The 17,572-nt window shown below is 71.2% G+C and carries 18 protein-coding genes and 3 pseudogenes; 17 read left to right on the plus strand and 4 right to left on the minus strand.

What is annotated here, in order from left to right; genetic code table 11:
* Positions 1-165: 165 nt before the first annotated feature.
* The 10 genes and pseudogenes from QUE38_RS08800 to QUE38_RS08845 all read left to right on the plus strand — a co-directional run bounded on the left by QUE38_RS08800 (position 166) and on the right by QUE38_RS08845 (position 7,993).
* Positions 166-1,185, plus strand: coding sequence for a siderophore ABC transporter substrate-binding protein (locus tag QUE38_RS08800; protein WP_286307466.1), 1,020 nt, complete (start codon positions 166-168; stop codon positions 1,183-1,185).
* A 27-nt stretch (positions 1,186-1,212) separates the two neighbouring features.
* On the plus strand, positions 1,213-2,232 hold the full coding sequence (locus tag QUE38_RS08805) for an ABC transporter permease (RefSeq protein ID WP_286307467.1): 1,020 nt from the start codon (positions 1,213-1,215) through the stop codon (positions 2,230-2,232).
* Positions 2,233-2,425: 193 nt separating this feature from the next.
* Positions 2,426-2,812: pseudogene (locus QUE38_RS08810) on the plus strand (iron chelate uptake ABC transporter family permease subunit); the annotation flags it as partial.
* A 47-nt stretch (positions 2,813-2,859) separates the two neighbouring features.
* Positions 2,860-3,243, plus strand: a complete 384-nt coding sequence (locus QUE38_RS08815) for an iron chelate uptake ABC transporter family permease subunit (protein WP_286307469.1) — start codon at positions 2,860-2,862, stop codon at positions 3,241-3,243.
* A complete protein-coding gene (locus QUE38_RS08820; RefSeq protein ID WP_286307471.1) occupies positions 3,240-3,998 on the plus strand; it encodes an iron ABC transporter ATP-binding protein in 759 nt (252 codons plus the stop codon). The genes QUE38_RS08815 and QUE38_RS08820 overlap by 4 nt, the downstream gene beginning before the upstream one ends.
* Positions 3,999-4,158: 160 nt before the next feature.
* Positions 4,159-5,772, plus strand: a complete 1,614-nt coding sequence (locus QUE38_RS08825) for a sodium-dependent transporter (RefSeq protein WP_286307475.1) — start codon at positions 4,159-4,161, stop codon at positions 5,770-5,772.
* On the plus strand, positions 5,769-5,936 hold the full coding sequence (locus QUE38_RS08830) for a methionine/alanine import family NSS transporter small subunit (protein WP_286307477.1): 168 nt from the start codon (positions 5,769-5,771) through the stop codon (positions 5,934-5,936). Before QUE38_RS08825 ends, QUE38_RS08830 begins: the two co-directional genes overlap by 4 nt.
* A 42-nt stretch (positions 5,937-5,978) precedes the next feature.
* Positions 5,979-6,881: an LssY C-terminal domain-containing protein gene (locus tag QUE38_RS08835; protein WP_286307478.1), complete on the plus strand. Its 903-nt coding sequence runs from the start codon at positions 5,979-5,981 to the stop codon at positions 6,879-6,881.
* Positions 6,881-7,420, plus strand: a complete 540-nt coding sequence (locus QUE38_RS08840; protein WP_286307481.1) for a hypothetical protein — start codon at positions 6,881-6,883, stop codon at positions 7,418-7,420. Before QUE38_RS08835 ends, QUE38_RS08840 begins: the two co-directional genes overlap by 1 nt.
* 39 nt (positions 7,421-7,459) lie before the next feature.
* Positions 7,460-7,993, plus strand: coding sequence for a YbhB/YbcL family Raf kinase inhibitor-like protein (locus tag QUE38_RS08845; RefSeq protein WP_286307484.1), 534 nt, complete (start codon positions 7,460-7,462; stop codon positions 7,991-7,993).
* A gap of 24 nt (positions 7,994-8,017) precedes the next feature.
* Here QUE38_RS08845 and QUE38_RS08850 read toward each other — a convergent pair whose 3' ends face one another.
* A complete protein-coding gene (locus QUE38_RS08850; protein WP_286307486.1) occupies positions 8,018-8,575 on the minus strand; it encodes a GNAT family N-acetyltransferase in 558 nt (185 codons plus the stop codon).
* A complete protein-coding gene (trhO, locus tag QUE38_RS08855; RefSeq protein ID WP_286307488.1) occupies positions 8,572-9,525 on the minus strand; it encodes an oxygen-dependent tRNA uridine(34) hydroxylase TrhO in 954 nt (317 codons plus the stop codon). Before trhO ends, QUE38_RS08850 begins: the two co-directional genes overlap by 4 nt.
* Positions 9,526-9,691: 166 nt before the next feature.
* On the opposite strand from trhO, the pseudogene QUE38_RS08860 reads away from it, so the two are divergent.
* Positions 9,692-10,722, plus strand: a pseudogene (locus QUE38_RS08860) (enoyl-CoA hydratase/isomerase family protein).
* A gap of 19 nt (positions 10,723-10,741) precedes the next feature.
* On the opposite strand, the gene QUE38_RS08865 reads toward QUE38_RS08860, so the two are convergent.
* A complete protein-coding gene (locus QUE38_RS08865) occupies positions 10,742-12,178 on the minus strand; it encodes a HipA domain-containing protein (RefSeq protein WP_286307490.1) in 1,437 nt (478 codons plus the stop codon).
* Positions 12,175-12,432, minus strand: a complete 258-nt coding sequence (locus tag QUE38_RS08870) for a helix-turn-helix transcriptional regulator (protein WP_286307492.1) — start codon at positions 12,430-12,432, stop codon at positions 12,175-12,177. Before QUE38_RS08870 ends, QUE38_RS08865 begins: the two co-directional genes overlap by 4 nt.
* Before the next feature lie 143 nt (positions 12,433-12,575).
* Between QUE38_RS08870 and QUE38_RS08875 the strand changes: the two genes are divergently transcribed.
* The 6 genes and pseudogenes from QUE38_RS08875 to QUE38_RS08900 all read left to right on the plus strand — a co-directional run bounded on the left by QUE38_RS08875 (position 12,576) and on the right by QUE38_RS08900 (position 17,527).
* A complete protein-coding gene (locus QUE38_RS08875; protein WP_286307493.1) occupies positions 12,576-12,944 on the plus strand; it encodes an ArsR/SmtB family transcription factor in 369 nt (122 codons plus the stop codon).
* Positions 12,941-13,396 carry an SRPBCC family protein gene (locus tag QUE38_RS08880; protein ID WP_286307495.1) on the plus strand — a complete coding sequence of 152 codons (456 nt, stop codon included), beginning with the start codon at positions 12,941-12,943 and terminating at the stop codon, positions 13,394-13,396. Before QUE38_RS08875 ends, QUE38_RS08880 begins: the two co-directional genes overlap by 4 nt.
* 57 nt (positions 13,397-13,453) lie before the next feature.
* Positions 13,454-13,792, plus strand: coding sequence for a YciI family protein (locus QUE38_RS08885; protein ID WP_286307497.1), 339 nt, complete (start codon positions 13,454-13,456; stop codon positions 13,790-13,792).
* Between the two features lie 26 nt (positions 13,793-13,818).
* Positions 13,819-15,357, plus strand: a complete 1,539-nt coding sequence (locus QUE38_RS08890; protein WP_286307500.1) for an MmgE/PrpD family protein — start codon at positions 13,819-13,821, stop codon at positions 15,355-15,357.
* 49 nt (positions 15,358-15,406) lie between these two features.
* Positions 15,407-16,304: pseudogene (gene prpB / locus QUE38_RS08895) on the plus strand (methylisocitrate lyase).
* 92 nt (positions 16,305-16,396) lie between these two features.
* Positions 16,397-17,527 carry a bifunctional 2-methylcitrate synthase/citrate synthase gene (locus QUE38_RS08900; RefSeq protein WP_286307502.1) on the plus strand — a complete coding sequence of 377 codons (1,131 nt, stop codon included), beginning with the start codon at positions 16,397-16,399 and terminating at the stop codon, positions 17,525-17,527.
* Positions 17,528-17,572: the final 45 nt, after the last annotated feature.

Below are 17,572 nucleotides of genomic sequence, written 5' to 3' on the forward strand. Positions count from 1 at the left end.
GGGGCTCGTGGTGGACGGTTGCATAAGGTTAGGCTAACCTACATTCGTCCGAGGCCACGCGCTGTGCGAACGGCCTCACCACACGAGATCGACGGCGTCGTCGGTGGCGATTCCGCATGCCCGCGAACGCCGCTTCGTGCTGTCCGAAACCAGGAGATCACACACATGACCGTGAAGTTGACCAGGCCCCTGTTCGCGGCCCCGATCGCACTCGTCGCTGCCCTCGCGCTCGCGAGCTGCGCCACCGCGGGCGACGCGGGAACGGATGCCGCGGAGGAGACGACCGACGCGACCGTCTCGTTCTCGTGGGACCGCAACATCGCCGGTGAGGACGAGGACCCGGAGTACGAGGCGACCACCGTCGAGGTGCCCGTCGACCCCGAGACCATCGTGGTCTTCGACATCGCGAGCCTCGACACCATCGGCGCGCTCGGCGGCGAGGTCGCCGGTGCCCCGCTCGAGAACGTGCCCGACTACCTCGAGGGCTACCTCGCCGACGACGCGTTCAACGCAGGCACGCTGTTCGAGGCCGACCTCATCGAGATCGAGGCGCAGCAGCCCGACCTGATCGTCATCGGCGGTCGCTCGGCCGGCCTCTGGGAGGACCTCAACGAGATCGCCCCGACCGTCGACCTCAGCCTCACCGGCACGTTCCTCGAGACCCTCGAGCGCAACACCACGTTCCTGGGCGAGGTGCTCGGCGCCGAGGACGAGGCGGCGGCCGCGATCGTCGAGCTCGAGGCGGGCATCGCCGAGGCGCAGGCCGCCACGGCCGACGCCGGCACCGGCCTCGGCATCATGGTGACCGGCGGCGAGCTCCGTGCGCTCGCGCCGTCGGAGGGCGCCGGCGCCCGCGAGGCCCGCGGCGGCCTCATCTACGACGTCTTCGGCGTGGACCCGGTCGTGGAGGACGTCGCCGCGGCCACCCACGGCGAGCCGGTCTCGTTCGAGTTCCTGGTCGAGCACGACCCCGACTTCCTCTGGGTCGTCGACCGCGACGCCGCCACCGGCGCCGAGGACGCGCAGCCTGCTGCCGAGGTGCTCGACAACGAGCTCGTGCAGCAGACCACGGCGTACGAGCAGGGCCAGATCGTCTACCTCGACCCGGTGGCCTGGTACATCGTCTTCGGCGGCATCGACACGACGCAGATCATGATCGACGACGTGCTCGCGATCGCCGAGTGAGCGACCTGGCCTGACGCGCACCACGCAGTGACCGCTCTCGCAGCAGACGCCACGGGCACCCCCACCCGCATCCGCCCCCGGCGGACGTGGGTGGGGGTGCTCATCGGCGTCGCCTTCCCCGTGCTCGCCGCCCTGAGCCTCTTCATCGGCGTCTCCGACGTCTCGCCCGCCGCGCTCATCGCGGGCGGACCCGACGGCGACGCGGCATCCCTCCTGCTCGTCAGCCGGGTGCCGCGCACGGTGAGCGCGATCCTCGTGGGTGCATCGCTCGCGATCGCCGGGCTCATCATGCAGATGCTGGTGCGCAATCGGTTCGTCGAGCCGGGCACGACGGGGGTCACCGAGTTCGCCACGCTCGGCATGCTCGTGGCGCTCATCTGCTGGCCGGCGATGCCGGTGTTCGGCAAGATGGGGGTCGCCGCGGTGTTCGGCCTGGTGGGCACCTGGGTGTTCCTCCGCGTCATCCGCCAGGTGCCGGTGCGCCAGCTCGTGCTGGTGCCGCTCGTCGGCATCATGCTCGGCGGCATCGTGGGTGCGGTCACCGCGTTCGTCGCCTACCGGCTCGACCTGCTGCAGTCGCTCTCGCAGTGGTCGCTCGGCAGCTTCGCGACGATCATGCAGGGCCGCTACGAGTACGTCTGGATCGCCGCGGTCATGGTCGTGGTCGCCTGGGTGGCGGCCGACCGGTTCAGCGTCATCGGCATGGGCGAGGAGTTCGCGACGAACCTCGGGCTCGACTACCGGCGCGTGGTCGCGATCGGCATGGTCGTCATCGCAGTCATCACCGCTGCGGTGCTCGTGACGGCGGGCATGATCCCGTTCCTCGGGCTCGTGGTGCCGAACATCGTGAGCCTCATCATCGGCGACAACGTGCGCCGGTCCATCCCGTGGGTCGCGGGCCTCGGCGCGGTGTTCGTGCTCGCCTGCGACATCCTCGCCCGCACCCTGCGGTTCCCGTACGAGATCCCGCTCGGGGTCGTCGTCGGCATCGTCGGCGCCGGGCTGTTCCTCTGGCTGCTGCTGCGGAGGGGGAGTCGTGCGCACTGAGCTCGAGACCAGGGCGACGGATGCCTCCAGCCGGCCCGCGCCCGAATCCCGCCGTCTCGCCTGGGCCGACCCGCGGGTGCGCCTCGGGGTGCTCGCCGCGGTCGTCGGCGTGCTCGTCGCGGTCTACTTCTTCACCGACGTGCCCGGGTCGCTCGCGTTCGCCCTGCAGGTGCGCGGGCTCACGGTCGCCGCGATGCTCGTCGTGGCGATCGCGGTGGGCGTGTCGACCGTCGTGTTCCACACCATCACGCAGAACCGCATCCTCACGCCGTCGATCATGGGCTTCGACGCGCTGTACCTGCTCATCGCCACCGCCCTCGTGTTCGTGTTCGGCGCGACCGCGTTCCTCCGGGCCGACCCGCTGGTGCTCTGGGCGGGCCAGCTCGTCGTGATGATCGGGTTCAGCATGCTGCTGTTCACGTGGCTGTTCGGCGGCAGGCGCCGGTCGATCCACCTCATGCTGCTCGTCGGCATCGTTCTCGGCACGTTCTTCCGCAGCCTGACCTCCTGGATGCAGGCCATGCTCGACCCCCTCGAGTTCCAGGTGCTGACCGACACCGCGTTCGCGTCGCTCACCCGTCCTGACGAGACGCTGCTGGTGCTGAGCGCGGTGCTCGTGCTCGGCGCGTGCGCGGCGATCGTGCCCTCCTCGGCACGCTCGACGTGCTCACGCTCGGCGAGCCCGCCGCAGTCGGCCTCGGCGTGCGCCACCGCCGGGTGGTCATGGTGCTCTTCCTGCTGGTCTCGGTCATGGTCGCTGCGTCGACCGCGCTGGTCGGGCCCATCCTCTTCTTCGGGCTCATCGTGGCGAACCTCGCGTACTCGTACGCCGGCTCGTTCCGGCACGTCTGGACCCTCCCGGCTGCCGCGCTCATCGGCGTGGTCTGCCTGCTGGCCGGGCAGCTCGTGCTCGAGCAGCTGCTCGGCTTCGGCGGCAGCCTCTCGATGGTCATCGAGTTCGCCGGCGGCCTCTTCTTCCTGTATCTCGTGCTGCGAAAGGGGGCGCGATGATCGCGCTCGACGGCGCCACCAAGCGCTACAACGGTCAGGCGGTGCTCGACGACGTGTCGCTCGAGCTGGGCGACGTGGGCGTGACCGCCCTCATCGGCCCGAACGGTGCGGGCAAGTCGACGCTGTTCGGGCTCGTCGGCCGGCTCATCCGCCCCGACGCGGGCACCGTGCGCGTCGACGGCGTGGACGTCGACCGGGCGCCGAGCCGCGAGCTCGCGAAGACGCTCGCCGTGCTCCGGCAGGACAACCACATCGCGGCCCGCCTGACGGTGCAGGACCTCGTCGAGTTCGGCCGGTTCCCGCACTCGGGCGGCCGCCTGACCCAGGACGACCGCGAGCAGATCGACCGCGCCATCGCGTACCTCGACCTCGAGGACTTCCGCGGGCGCTTCCTCGACGAGCTCTCGGGTGGCCAGCGCCAGCGCGCGTTCATCGCGATGGTGCTCGCACAGGACACGCGCTACCTGCTGCTCGACGAGCCGCTCAACAACCTGGACCTCCGCCATGCGATCGACATCATGCGCCTGCTGCGCCGCGCGGCCGACGAGCTCGGCAAGCGCATCGTGGTCGTCATGCACGACATCAACTTCGCGTCGGTGCACGCCGACCGCATCGTCGCGCTCCGCGACGGCCGGGTGATCGCGCACGGCACGCCCGCCGAGGTGATGCGCCCCGACGTGCTCGCCGCCGTGTACGACGTCGACATCGACGTGCGCGAGGTCGACGGCGCGCTGCTCGGGTACTACTACCGCTGAGGTCGCCGCGCGGCATCGTCGGCATCCGCGTCGCCGCCCGCCGGTCCTCGAGGGGGCGGATGCACCCCTCGCGCGGGTCGCGCGCCGAGTGCTAGCGTGCGGGGTGACGGCCCTCGCGACGCTGCGGCGGCGAGGCATCCGTCGGCGCCGGAGGGGACGCATGGCGAACCAGGCACAGCGAGTGGGCGCAGGCCGCCCGCGCGAACAGTGGACCGGACAGGTCGGCTTCATCCTCGCGGCCATCGGCTCGGCCGTCGGGCTCGGCAACATCTGGCGCTTCCCCGGGGTCGCGTACGAGAACGGCGGCGGGGCGTTCCTCATCCCGTACCTCGTGGCGCTGATCACGGCGGGCATCCCGATCCTCTTCCTCGACTACGCGATCGGCCACCGCTTCCGCGGGGCGGCGCCCACTGCGTTCCGTCGGCTCGGCGGGCGCTGGCTCGAGGGGCTCGGCTGGTTCCAGGTCATGATCGCGTTCGTGATCGGCCTCTACTACACGGCCGTCATCGCGTGGGCGCTCAGCTACTTCGTCTTCTCGTTCGACCTGCGCTGGGGCGACGACCCGGCCGGGTTCTTCGTGGGCGACTACCTCCAGGTCAGCGATCCCGGGTTCAGCCTCCAGTTCGTGCCGAGCGTGCTCATCCCGCTCGTGATCGTGTGGCTGCTGGCGCTCATCGTGCTGGGCGCGGGCATCGCGAAGGGCGTGCAGCGCGCGAACGTCGTCTTCCTGCCGCTGCTGGTCGTCGCGTTCCTCATCCTCGTGGTGCGCGCGCTGTTCCTCGACGGCGCAGCCGACGGCCTGAACGCGTTCTTCACCCCGAACTGGGCGGCGCTCGGCGACCCGAACGTGTGGATCGCCGCGTACAGCCAGATCTTCTTCTCGCTGTCGATCGCGTTCGGCATCATGATCACCTACGCGTCGTACCGCAAGCGCCGGGCGAACCTCACCGGCCCGGGCCTCGTGGTGGCGTTCTCGAACTCGTCGTTCGAGATCCTCGCGGGCATCGGCGTGTTCGCCACGCTCGGCTTCTTCGCGTTCCAGCAGGGCGTCGCGGTCGACCAGCTCGAGGGCCTCACCGGCGTCGGGCTGTCGTTCATCACGTTCCCGGCGATCGTGTCGCAGATGCCGGGCGGGCCGATCTTCGGCGTGCTGTTCTTCGGGTCGCTGACGATGGCGGGCTTCACGTCGCTGCTGTCGGTGCTGCAGGTCGTCTCGGCGGGCTTCCAGGAGAAGTTCGGCCTGAACCCGCGGCAGGCGGCCGTGCGGGTCGGCGCGGTCTCGGCGCTGCTGTCGGTGCTGCTGTTCTCGACGACGACGGGGCTGCTCGCGCTCGACGTGGCCGACCAGTGGGCGAACAACGTCGGCATCGTGGCATCCGCCGTGCTGACGACCGTGCTCGTCATCTGGGTGCTGCGCAAGGGATCCGAGCTGCGCTACCACCTCAATGCGGTGTCGACGTTCAAGCTCGGCGGGCTCTGGATCGTGCTGGTCGGCGTGCTCGCGCCGGTGGTGCTCGGGTACATGCTCATCCAGCGCATCGTGTCGCTCATCGTCGACGGCTACGGCGACCTGCCGAGCTGGTACCTGGTCGTGTTCGGGTGGGGCACCATCGCGGTCATCCTGCTCGGTGCGCTCGTGCTGACCGTGGTGCGCTGGGGCTTCGACCCGGAGCGGTTCCTGGTCTGGCCGCCGTATCCCGCGGCGGGGGCGGGTGAGCGGATGCCTCGTGCCGACGCGCCCGACGGCCCGGCCGGGAAGGAGGATCGCACATGACCGGCATCGCGATCGCGTTCCTGATCATCGCACTGCTCGTGGTGTGGGGCGGCCTCGTGGCGAGCATCCTGTACCTCCGGCGCAGGCCGGAGGCGGGCGAGTACCCGCCCGGCGGCGAGGACGACCACCGTGAGGACGAGGCGCCGATCGAGCACGACACCTGAGGGCTGCGCGTCGTGGCCTGATGGCGTCGGTATGGTGAGCGCATGACGGGCTCCGCGGCCGACCGCGCGCCGTCGGCGAGGCGCTTCTCGGTGAACGCCCTGCTCGACGGGTTCTTCTTCGTGTTCGCCGGCCTCGCCGCGGTCTGGCTCGCGTGGCTGCTGCTCGACGAGTCGTTCCAGTGGGGCTGGTGGGGCCTGCTGCTCGCGATCGCGTTCTGGGTCGTGCTCGCCTACCTGGTGCTGCCGCGGCTGCACCGCATCCTCACCTCGATCTACGTGCCCGACTACTTCATCGGCCGCGCGCGCACGAGCGACGGACTCCTCGGCGACCCGGTGAACGTCGCCGTGCTCGGCAGCGAGGACCAGTTGCACGCGGCGCTCGCCGCAGCGCGCTGGACCCGCGCCGACGACATCACGCTCGGCTCGACCTGGCGCATCATCGCCTCGACGCTCACGCGTCGGTCGTACGACGAGGCGCCCGTGAGCCCGCTCTTCCTGTTCGGGCGCATGCAGGACTTCGCCTACCAGCAGGAGGTCGAGGGCAACCCGGCCAAGCGCCACCACGTGCGGTTCTGGCGGTGCCCCGACGGCTGGCTGCTGCCGGGAGGCTACCGGGTCGACTGGCTCGCGGCCGGCACCTTCGACCGCGCCGTCGGGCTCTCGCTGTTCACGCTGCAGATCACGCACAAGATCGACGCCGACACCGACATCGAGCGCGACCACATCGTCGCGACCCTCGCGGGCGCCGACCCCGCCGTGCGGGTGACCGTGATCCGCGACTTCGCGACCGGCTACCACTCGCGCAACGGCGGCGGCGACACCATCCACACCGACGGCGACCTGCCGATCGTCGACGTGCGGCGCCTGCTGCGCAACGGCGAGCCGCTCCCGGCCGACGAGATCGACCGCTCGGTGCCGATCACCGAGCTCTCGGGCGGCGTGTGATGGAGGAGCCGGCGAAGCGCGCGGCGTTCGAGCCGACCCCGGAGCTGGTCCGGCCGGTTCCGGGGCCGGCGCCGACCAGGCGTCCTCTCACCACGTCGCTCGGCGCGGTGCTCGTCGTGCTCCGCGTGCTCGCGGGCTTCGCGTGGCTCGGCGGTCTCGCTCTGCTCTGGCCCGAGCTCACCGCCGACGTCGAGCTCGACCTCACGGTCGACGACCCGGCGGCGTTCACGGTGGCGCTCGTCATGATCCTCGCCGTCGGCGCGCTGGTGCTGGTCTTCGAGCTGGGCGTCGCCTGGTTCGTCTACCGGGGCGCGAACTGGGCGCGCATCGTCGTGATGGTCGTCGCGACCCTGAGCGTCACGGGGTCGGCGATCGAGTACTTCACGGGCGACCAGGACATCCGGCTCGACACGACGCTGCTGACCCTGGCGCTCGACATCCTCATCCTGCTCGCGCTCTCGAGCCGTTCGGCGCGCGACTACGCCCGCCGCGACCGGTCGCTCGAGTGGCGGGTTCCCCCGAAGCGGTCGGATTCCTAGGCTGGAGTCGACTCCGTCCGACGCCGCAAGGAGGCCACGATGCTCGATGTCGACCCGTACGCCGCACTCCAGCGCTTCGCGCCGCTGCCCTCGTTCGAGGTGACGAGCGACGACTTCCCAGACGGCGGCGAGATCCCGCTGCGGCACCGTGCCGACGGATGCGGCGGGGACGACCTCTCGCCCCACCTCGCCTGGTCGGGTTTCCCAACCGAGACGCGTGGGTTCATCGTCACGTGCCTCGACCCGGACGCGCCGACGGGTGCCGGCTGGTGGCACTGGGCGGTGAACGGGCTCGGCATGGCGACCGAGCTCCCGACCGGTGCGGGATCGTACGGCGGTGCCGCACTGCCCGAGGGTGCGTTCATGATCTGCAACGAGAGTCGCGAGCCCGCCTACGCGGGGCCGAACCCGCCCGACGGCACCGGCGTGCACCGCTACGTCTTCGTGGTCACCGCGCTCGACGAGGAACGCCTGCACACGAAGGCCGACGAGACGCCGAGCGCGCTGGCGTTCCAGGCGTACTTCCACGGCATCGCGCGGGGCGTGCTCGTCGGCACGGTGACCGCCGACTGATCGCGGTCGACCCGGCGGGCGCCGCTACAGCGCCAGCCGGTACCCGTAGACGTGCAACGTGCCCGGCGTGAAGTCGAGTTCGGGAGACGCCGCGAAGCCCAGCCGCTCGTACATCGCACGGGCGACGCGCATGGGCTCGGTCGAGTGCAGCACGATCTGGTCGAGGCCCGCCGCACGGGCGCGGAGCACGCATGCCTCGATCAGCATGCGACCGATTCCGCGGCCCTGCGCGTCGGGCGAGACGCCCAGCAGCCGGATGCCTCCTGCACGATCGAGGCCCGGCCACTCGGCGCGCACCCCGTACTCGTCCATGTCGCCGAACGAGACGACGCCGCCCAGCACCGCGCCGGCCGCGTCGACCGCGACGAGCACTGCGACGCCCGGGCGCTCGGCGAAGGCGCCGACGTTCGCGAGCGTGCGGTAGTAGTCGGGCGACTCCTCGGGCGAGGCGAAGCCGTCGAGGCTCGAGTAGGCGGCGACGAGCACGCGGCCGAGCTCGATCAGCTCGGCGGCGGTCGCCTCGCGCACGGTCGGGTCGCCGTGCGACGCGGCGGGCGCGAGCCCGGTCGCGGTCTCGGTCATCGTGCGACCTCCGGCGTGGCATCCGCTCGGCTCGTCGCGGCGGCCGCACCGAGGGCGGGTGCGCCCGCGTGCTCGGGACAGGCGACCGCGTCGCACGCGGTGCAGGCGACGATGCGCGTGCGGCACGCGGCATCCGTGCAGTTGGCGACCCGGTCGGTGGGCGCGCCGCAACCGGCGCAACGGCCCAGCACCTCGGCGTGGTCGCTGAACGTGACCGCGCCGCGCCCGTCGAAGACGTAGAGCGAGCCGTCCCACAGCCCGTCGTCGCCGTAGCGCTCGCCGTAGCGCACGATGCCGCCGTCGAGCTGGTAGACCTCGCCGAAGCCGCGGTTCGCCATGAGGCTCGAGAGCACCTCGCAGCGGATGCCGCCGGTGCAGTACGTCACGACCGGCCGGCCCTTGAGGTGGTCGTAGGCGCCCGAGTCGAGCAGCTCGACGAAGTCGCGCGTGGTCGTCGCGTCGGGCACGATCGCGCCGCGGAAGCGCCCGATCTCGGCCTCGAACGCGTTGCGCCCGTCGAAGAACGCGACCTCGTCGCCGCGCTCGGCGACCAGCGCGTGCAGCGACTCGGGGTCGAGGCGCGTGCCGCCGCCGACCACGCCGCCGTCATCGACGCGCAGTTCGCCGGGGGCTCCGAAGCTCACGACCTCGTCGCGCACCTTCACGCTGAGCTTGGGGAAGTCGAGGCTCAGCCCGTCGGCGTCGAGGCCGGTGCCGTCGCTCCACTTGAGGTCGGCGTCGCGGAACGCCGCGTACTCGCGGAACTTCCGGCGCCAGCGCTTCAGCGCGTCCATCTCGCCCCCGAGCGTGCCGTTGATGCCGTGCTCCGAGACGAGGATGCGCCCGCGGAGGCCCAGCGACTCGCACAGGTCGCGCTGCCAGAGGCGCACGGCCTCGGGGTCGGCGACCGGCGCGAACCGGTAGAACAGGAGGATCTTGGCGACGGGCACCGGGCGATGCTACCGGCCGCGGCTGGGCGCACGCCGTGCGGCCCGCGCTAGCGTGGCATCCGTGACCCTCGCCACAGACGCCGACCACGTCCGCATCCGCGTCGCCGACGGCCTCGGGCACGTCACGCTCGATCGGCCGGAGGCGCTGAACGCGCTGAACCACGCCATGATCCGGCGCCTGACCGACATCTTCACGGCCTGGCGCGACGACACCGAGGTCTCGATCGTGCTGCTCGACGGCGCGGGGGAGCGGGGGTTCTGCGCGGGCGGCGACATCCGCGAGATGTACGAGGGCGTGACCGCCGACCGCCACGACGACGTGCGCGGGTTCTTCCGCGACGAGTACCGGCTGGACGCCATGATCGCCGAGTGTCCGAAGCCGGTCGTGACCCTGCTCGACGGCATCACCATGGGCGGCGGCATCGGCATCGGCGGGCATGCGACGATCCGCATCGTGACCGAGCGGTCGCGCCTCGCGATGCCCGAGACGCGCATCGGCTTCACGCCCGACGTCGGTGGCGCGCTGCTGCTCGGCCGCGCCCCGGGTCGGCTGGGGAGTACCTCGCGCTCACCTCCGAGTCGATGACGGATGCCTCGGCCATCGACGCCGGGTTCGCCGACTTCCTCGTGCCGAGCGCGTCGCTGCCGGCGCTCGTGCAGGCGCTCGAGGAGCGCGCCGACCCGGGCACGCCGAGCGAGATCGTGCTGCTCTTCGACGAGACGCCCGAGCCGTCGCCGTTGCAGGCGAAGCGCCACTGGATCGACGACGCGTTCGCCGCCGACGACGTGCCGGGCGTGCTGACCCGGCTGCGCGAGCTCGCCGACGGCACCCGGCCGGCGCGCACGCGCGCGGGTGCGCCCGAGTTCCCGGTGGTGCCGCTCGACGCGGCTTCGCGAGCCGAGGCGGCGGCGACGGCGGATGCCCTCGCCGAGCGCTCGCCCACGGCGCTCGCCGTGACCCTGCACGCCGTGCGCTCCGCGCGTGCGATGAACGCCCTCCGCCCGGTGCTCGAGCAGGACGCCCGGCTGGTGTCGTGGTTCCTCGAGCAGCCCGACCTCGCCGAGGGCATCCGCGCCCAGGTCATCGACAAGGACCGTTCGCCCCGGTGGGATCCGCCGGCGCTCGACGCGCTCGAGGCCGACGTGGTCGCGGCCGCCATGGGGCATCCGCTGCCCTTCGCCCTCTGGGAGGACTGAGCGGTCGGGTGCCGTTGCCTCAGCGCGAGTTGCGACTCCGATAGCGCCCGGTGACCCACCGGTCGCCGCGCCACCGGCCCGGCTCCCACACCCGACTCGCGCCCGGTCGGCCGATTGCGGTGGCGCCGGTGAACGGCGGAACGGCGTCTCGACCCGTGTCCTCCTTCCGCGCGCGGTCGACGAGTTCGCGCGCGAACGTTGCGATCCGGTCCGGCATCCGCGCGACCTTCTCGGTGACCAGGCCCGAGGGCAACTCGGAGACCGCGGCCTCGATCGCGCCGGGAAGGCCCGTCGCGAGTCGGTCCATCTGCTCGAGGAACTCGGTTCGGGGCATGCGAAGCACGTCGGCGGTGCGCGCGACGTTGCGGCCGCTGATTCTGCGATACCTCCGTTCCTCCCCGTAGCGCACCGCTGCGGCGGACTTGAAGGCGATCCGGTCGGCGCTCCAGATTCCATGCGCCGAGATCAGGTCGTACGCCGGTGCCAGGCGGGATCTGCCTCCGACGTGCAGCATGCTGTGATTCTTCGCGTGGGCGTCGACCCCCGCCGTGAGCAGATCGAACGCGAAGAGGTCTCCCAGCGCGGTCAGGTCGTCCGCGCGGTACGACGGCGACGACGTGTCGGCGACCAGCTTCACCATGTCGGCCATCGTCGGACCGCCGTCCTCCTCGTACTTTCGCGACGGGAAGACGCCGAGCGCCTGGCAGAAGTCCTCTTGGTGGATTCGTGCAATGCTGCCGTCGCTCGCCACCCGACGGTCGAAGCGGGTGGTGACGAAGGCAGGGATGCCTGCGAAGTCGAGGATCTCGACGGTCGCGGCGCGGATGCCGAGCGCCCGGGCGGAGCGCATGGTCACGAACTCGACGGCCTGCACGTCATCGTCGGTCCCGGTGGCGAGTGCCATGCCCGGTTTGACGATATGGGTGCTGGGAGCCCGGCCGTTCGGCTCGAACCAGTCGCCGTCGATCCGGGCGAGTGCGAACTTCCCCTGGCTTCCTCCCAACGAGAAGCGGCTCTCGTCCTCGTCCGTGTCGTCGACCCAGTGATCGGGGTCATTCAGGATGGCGCGCACTCGTCGTGCGATCTCGTGGGCAGAGAGCGGCGACACGGCGCCCGCATCCCTCGGTACCACGCCCACCGGGACGATCTGCACCGAGCCCGGGGCGTCTTCGCCCATGTGGGCGAGCAACGTGAACGGGTCGGCTCGGCGTTCGCCGAACTTCGCGGCCCAGCGGTTGCGCACGGCCTCCGCGTCGGGGAGCAGGTTCGACAACCAGGGCATGACCATGTCCGGACCGTGGCCGACTGCGGACTTCGGCATGCTCGCAGACAGCGGCGTCGTGCCCGCCTCGGTGCGGTACTCCTCCTCGTAGAGGAACTCGACCCGTTCCTGCTCGCCGCGCATGAGGCGGCCTGCGTGCCGGCCGTCGAGCCAGACGTCGAGCGCGTCCCTCATTCGAGGTTCTCGAAGATCTCGTCGAGGATGTCCGAACGCTCGCTGCGCTCGATCGAGAGCGCGAAACCGAGCGTGGCGGCGACCTCGATCGCAGCGCTCAATGACGGGGTGACCTTGTCGGACTCCAGATCGTGCACCCAACGTCGGCTCTTGCGCACGGCCCTGGCTAGTTCGTCCTGCGTCATGTTCGTTCTGAGCCGGTTCTCGCGAACGAACGCGGCGAACGCCGAGGTGGATTGCAGAGGAACGTTCACGCGATCTCCAAGTGCAGTATAGTTCCCATTGGGCGATGTGGGAAGTTTACTGCACATTTGATCGAATGGGAAGTATGGTTCCCGTTCGAGGCAGCGCAATGGAGGGGTTGCGCGGGCAGCGCGGGGCGACGATACTAAACCACATGGTTTACGGTTCCGGGGTGGCGGACGCGGCCGCCGACGACCGCCTCGACGCGGTCTTCGCCGCCCTCGCGCACCCCGTGCGCCGCGAGCTCGTGCAGAGCCTCGCGCGCGCCGACGCGCCGCTCACCATGGGGCGCGCCGCCGCCGCCCACGGGCTCTCGCCGCAGCTGCTCAACAAGCACGCCGCCGCGCTCGAACGCGCCGGCGTCGTGCGCCGCGTGCCGCGCGGTCGCGAGAAGGTGCTCGTGCTCGACGCCGCGGCCCTCGCCGCCGCACAGCACTGGATCGGCGAGGCGCGCGCCTTCTGGGAGCAGCGCTTCGACGCCCTCGACCAGTACATCGCCGACCTGGAGGACGAATCCGCATGACCGAGCTGCGCGCCGACATCGCCCGCACCTTCCCCGTCGACCGGGAGCGCATGTGGGCGCTCTGGACCGAGGCCCGTCACCTCGAACGGTGGATGCGACCTTCGATGACCGCCTACGGCGAGACCCGTGCCGAGGTCGACGCGCGAGCCGGCGGCCGGTACCGCTTCGAGCTCGAGGGGCCCGACGGCCCGCTCGCCATGTCGGGCACGTTCGTCGCCTTCGAGCCGCACGACCGGCTCGCCTACACCTGGCAGTGGGACGGCAGCAAGGAGGAGACCCTCGTCGAGATCGCCTTCACGGACGGCGACGGGGGCGGAACGCTCGTGCAGCTCACCCACTCGCGATTCACGACCGCCGAGTCGGCCGCGCGCCACGGCGACGGCTGGCGCGGCTGCCTCGATTCGATGTCGGCGCTGGTCGCCGAGCAGGTCGGCGTGCCGAGCGCCGACTGACACCGACTCCGGGTCGCCGACCGGCGCTCCGGACCGCAAGGAGACAGGGAGCAGATCATGGCGAAGTTCGTCTTCATCTACCACGCGCCGATGCCGCCGGCCGACGCCACCCCGCCGTCGCAGGAGGAGATCGACCAGGTCATGGGCGCCTGGATGAGCTGGGCCGGCCAGGTCGGCGACGACATGGTCGACTTCGGCACGCCGCTCGCGGAGGGCGTGCGCGTGATGCCCGGCGGCCTCACCGCGCCGAGCGAGCGCGAGGTCACCGGCTACACGATCATCGAGGCATCCGACCTCGATGCCGCGGTCGAACTGGCGAAGGTGCACCCGCACCTGAACATGCCCGGCGGCTGCGAGATCGAGGTGCACGCGGCGCAGGCCGTTCCCGGGAGTTGAGGCGGGCGCGGGTTACGGTGGAGCACGTGAAGATCCACCACCTGCGCACCCACCGAAGCGACGAGCACCTGGCCCGCGAGGGCCAGCTCGCCTGGCAGTTCGCGGGCCTCGCGCTCGACCCGGTCGAGGTCGAGGCCGAGGTCTCCGACATGGTCGTGAACCGCGTCATCGACAACGCGGCGGTCGCGGCGGCGTCGCTCACCCGCGCACCCGTCGTCTCGGCGCGCAGCCAGGCCCTGTCGCATCCGGTCTCCATCGGCGGCGCCGGCGCCACCGTCTTCGGCGCCGACGCTGCACGGCGCACCTCGCCCGAGTGGGCCGCCTGGGCGAACGGCGTCGCCGTGCGCGAGCTCGACTTCCACGACACCTTCCTCGCCGCCGACTACTCGCACCCGGGCGACAACATCCCGCCGATCCTCGCGGTCGCGCAGCACCTCGCCGCGCACCGCGGCATCACGGGCCGCGACGTCGTGCGTGCCATCGCGACGGCGTACGAGGTGCAGATCGACCTCGTCAAGGCCGTCTCGCTGCACAGGCACAAGATCGACCACGTCGCCCACCTCGGGCCGAGCGCGGCGGCCGGCATCGGCACGCTGCTCGGGCTCGACCAGGAGACGATCTTCCAGGCCATCGGCCAGGCGCTGCACACGACCACCGCGACCCGGCAGTCGCGCAAGGGCGAGATCTCGACGTGGAAGGCGCACGCGCCGGCGTTCGCCGGGAAGATGGCGATCGAGGCCGTCGACCGCGCCATGCGCGGCCAGACCAGCCCGGTGCCGATCTGGGAGGGCGAGGACGGCGTCATCGCGTGGCTGCTCGACGGCCCCGACGGATCGTACGAGGTGCCGCTGCCCGAGCTCGGCGAGCCGAAGCGGGCCATCCTCGACTCGTACACCAAGGAGCACTCGGCCGAGTACCAGGCGCAGGCGTGGATCGACCTCGCCCGCAAGCTCCACGACGAGTACCCCCTGCTGCTCGACGACCCCGCGCGCATCGAGTCGATCGTGCTCGAGACGAGCCACCACACGCACTACGTGATCGGCTCGGGCGCGAACGACCCGCAGAAGTACGACCCGACCGCGTCGCGCGAGACGCTCGACCACTCGATCCCGTACATCTTCACGGTCGCGCTGCAGGACGGCTCCTGGCACCACGTCGACTCGTACGCCCCCGAGCGCGCGCAGCGTCCCGACACCGTGGAGCTCTGGCGGAAGGTCAGCACGGTCGAGGACGCGGAGTGGACTCGCCGCTACCACTCGCTCGACATCTCGGAGAAGGCGTTCGGCGGCCGCGTGGTCATCCGCCTCGCCGACGGCGGTGAGATCACCGACGAGATCGCGGTGGCCGACGCGCACCCGCTGGGCGCCCGGCCGTTCGGGCGCGACGATTACGTGCAGAAGTTCCGCACGCTCGCCGAGCGCTCGCTCGAGGCAGCCGAGATCGACCGCTTCCTCGACCTGGCCGTGCGCCTGCCCGAGCTCGCCCCCGACGAGCTCGGCGCGCTCACCTTCACGGCCGCGCCGGGCCTGCTCACCGCGATCGAGACCCCCGAGGGCCTCTTCTAGGGCGGGGGCGGCGGGCGGATGCCACGGGGCGCCGCCGTAGGCTGGGCGCATGCTCTACGCACAGACCTCGCCCGCCGAGAAGCGCCGCCGGTTCCGCGAACGACTCGCCTCGGGTGAGCTGCTCCGCTTCCCGGGCGCGTTCAACCCGCTGAGCGCCCGGCTCATCGAGCGCAAGGGCTTCGACGGCGTCTACATCTCGGGCGCCGTGCTCTCCGCCGACCTCGGCCTGCCCGACATCGGGCTCACCACGCTCACCGAGGTCGCGGGACGCGCGAAGCAGATCGCCCGCATGACCGAGCTGCCCGCGATCGTCGACGCCGACACCGGATTCGGCGAGCCCATGAACGTCGCCCGCACCGTGCAGGAGATGGAGGACGCCGGCCTCGCGGGCCTCCACATCGAGGACCAGGTCAACCCCAAGCGCTGCGGCCACCTCGACGGCAAGCAGGTCGTCGACGAGCACACCGCGCTCCAGCGCATCCGTGCGGCCGCCGACGCCCGGCGCGACGAGAACTTCCTGATCATGGCGCGCACCGACATCCGGGCGGTCGAGGGCTTCGAGGCATCCGTCGACCGTGCCAAGGCGCTCGTCGACGCCGGCGCCGACGCGATCTTCCCCGAGGCGATGGCCTCCTCGACGAGTTCGCTGCAATGCGCGCCGCGGTCGACGTGCCGCTGCTGGCGAACATGACCGAGTTCGGCAAGGGGAGCTGCACACGGCGCAGCAGCTCGCCGACGTGGGCATGAACATCGTCATCTGGCCGGTGTCGCTGCTGCGCCTCGCCATGGGCGCCGCCGAGGCGGGACTCGACGAACTCGAGGCATCCGGCAACCTGGTCGGCAAGCTCGACGACATGCAGCACCGCGCCGAGCTGTACGACCTCATCGACTACGAGGGGTACAACCGCTTCGACTCGTCGATCTTCAACTTCCGCGTCGCGCGCTGAGCGCGGCCCGTGCGGGCAGGGCAGGGCGAGCGGATGCCCCCGGGCAGCCCCCACCAATAGGCTGGGGTTCCAGCCGACGTGACGGGGGCGCCATGACCGAGCAGCAGACCGAGCCCGAGATCCGCAAGGGCCTCGCGGGGGTGTACGTCGACACGACGGCCATCTCGAAGGTGAACCCCGAGACGAACTCGCTGCTGTACCGCGGGTACCCCGTGCAGGAGCTCGCCGCGTCGGTGACGTTCGAGGAGGTCGCGTACCTGCTCTGGAACGGTGAGCTGCCCGACGAGCGCCAGCTCGCCGCGTTCGAGCAGCGGGAGCGCTCGCTGCGCGGGCTCGACCACACCGTGAAGCGCGTCATCGACGAGCTGCCGCTCACGGCGCATCCCATGGACGTCGTGCGCACCGCCGTCAGCGTCATCGGCGCCCGCGACCCGAAGGCCCGCGAGTCGTCGCCCGACGTGAACCTCGACATCGCGATGCGGCTGTTCGCCCAGCTGCCGTCGATCGTCGCGTACGACCAGCGCCGCCGGCACGAGCTCGACATGGTCGAGCCGCGCGACGACCTCGGCTACTCGGCGAACTTCCTCTTCATGACGTTCGGCGAGCTGCCTGAGCTGCCGGTCGTGAGCGCATTCGACGTGTCGATGATCCTGTACGCCGAGCACTCGTTCAACGCGTCGACGTTCACGGCCCGCGTGATCACGTCGACGCTGTCGGACATCTACTCCGCGGTCGTCGGCGCGATCGGTGCGCTGAAGGGTCCGCTGCACGGCGGGGCGAACGAGGCGGTCATGCACGCGTTCGGCGAGATCGGGTCGGCCGACCGTGCCGAGGCCTGGCTCGACGAGGCGCTGGCCGCCAAGCGCAAGGTCATGGGCTTCGGGCACCGCGTCTACAAGCACGGCGACTCGCGCGTGCCGACCATGCGCGACGCGATGGAGCGCATGCTCGAGCACTACGACCGTCAGGACCTGTACGACCTCTACGTCACGCTCGAGCAGGCGATGGACGAGCGCAAGGGCATCAAGCCGAACCTCGACTACCCGGCCGGCCCGACGTACCACGTGATGGGCTTCGACACGGAGACGTTCACGCCCCTGTTCGTCGCCAGCCGCGTCGTCGGCTGGACCGCGCACATCATGGAGCAACTCGACGGCAACTCGCTGATCCGCCCGCTCTCGGTCTACGACGGCACCGACGAGCGGCACGTGCCCAACCGCTGACCGCGCCCCGCGGCCCGCCCACCCGCTCCGCACCGGCCCGCCGAA

It is taken from the genome of Agromyces mangrovi (genome assembly GCF_030296695.1).
Taxonomy (GTDB): domain Bacteria; phylum Actinomycetota; class Actinomycetes; order Actinomycetales; family Microbacteriaceae; genus Agromyces; species Agromyces mangrovi.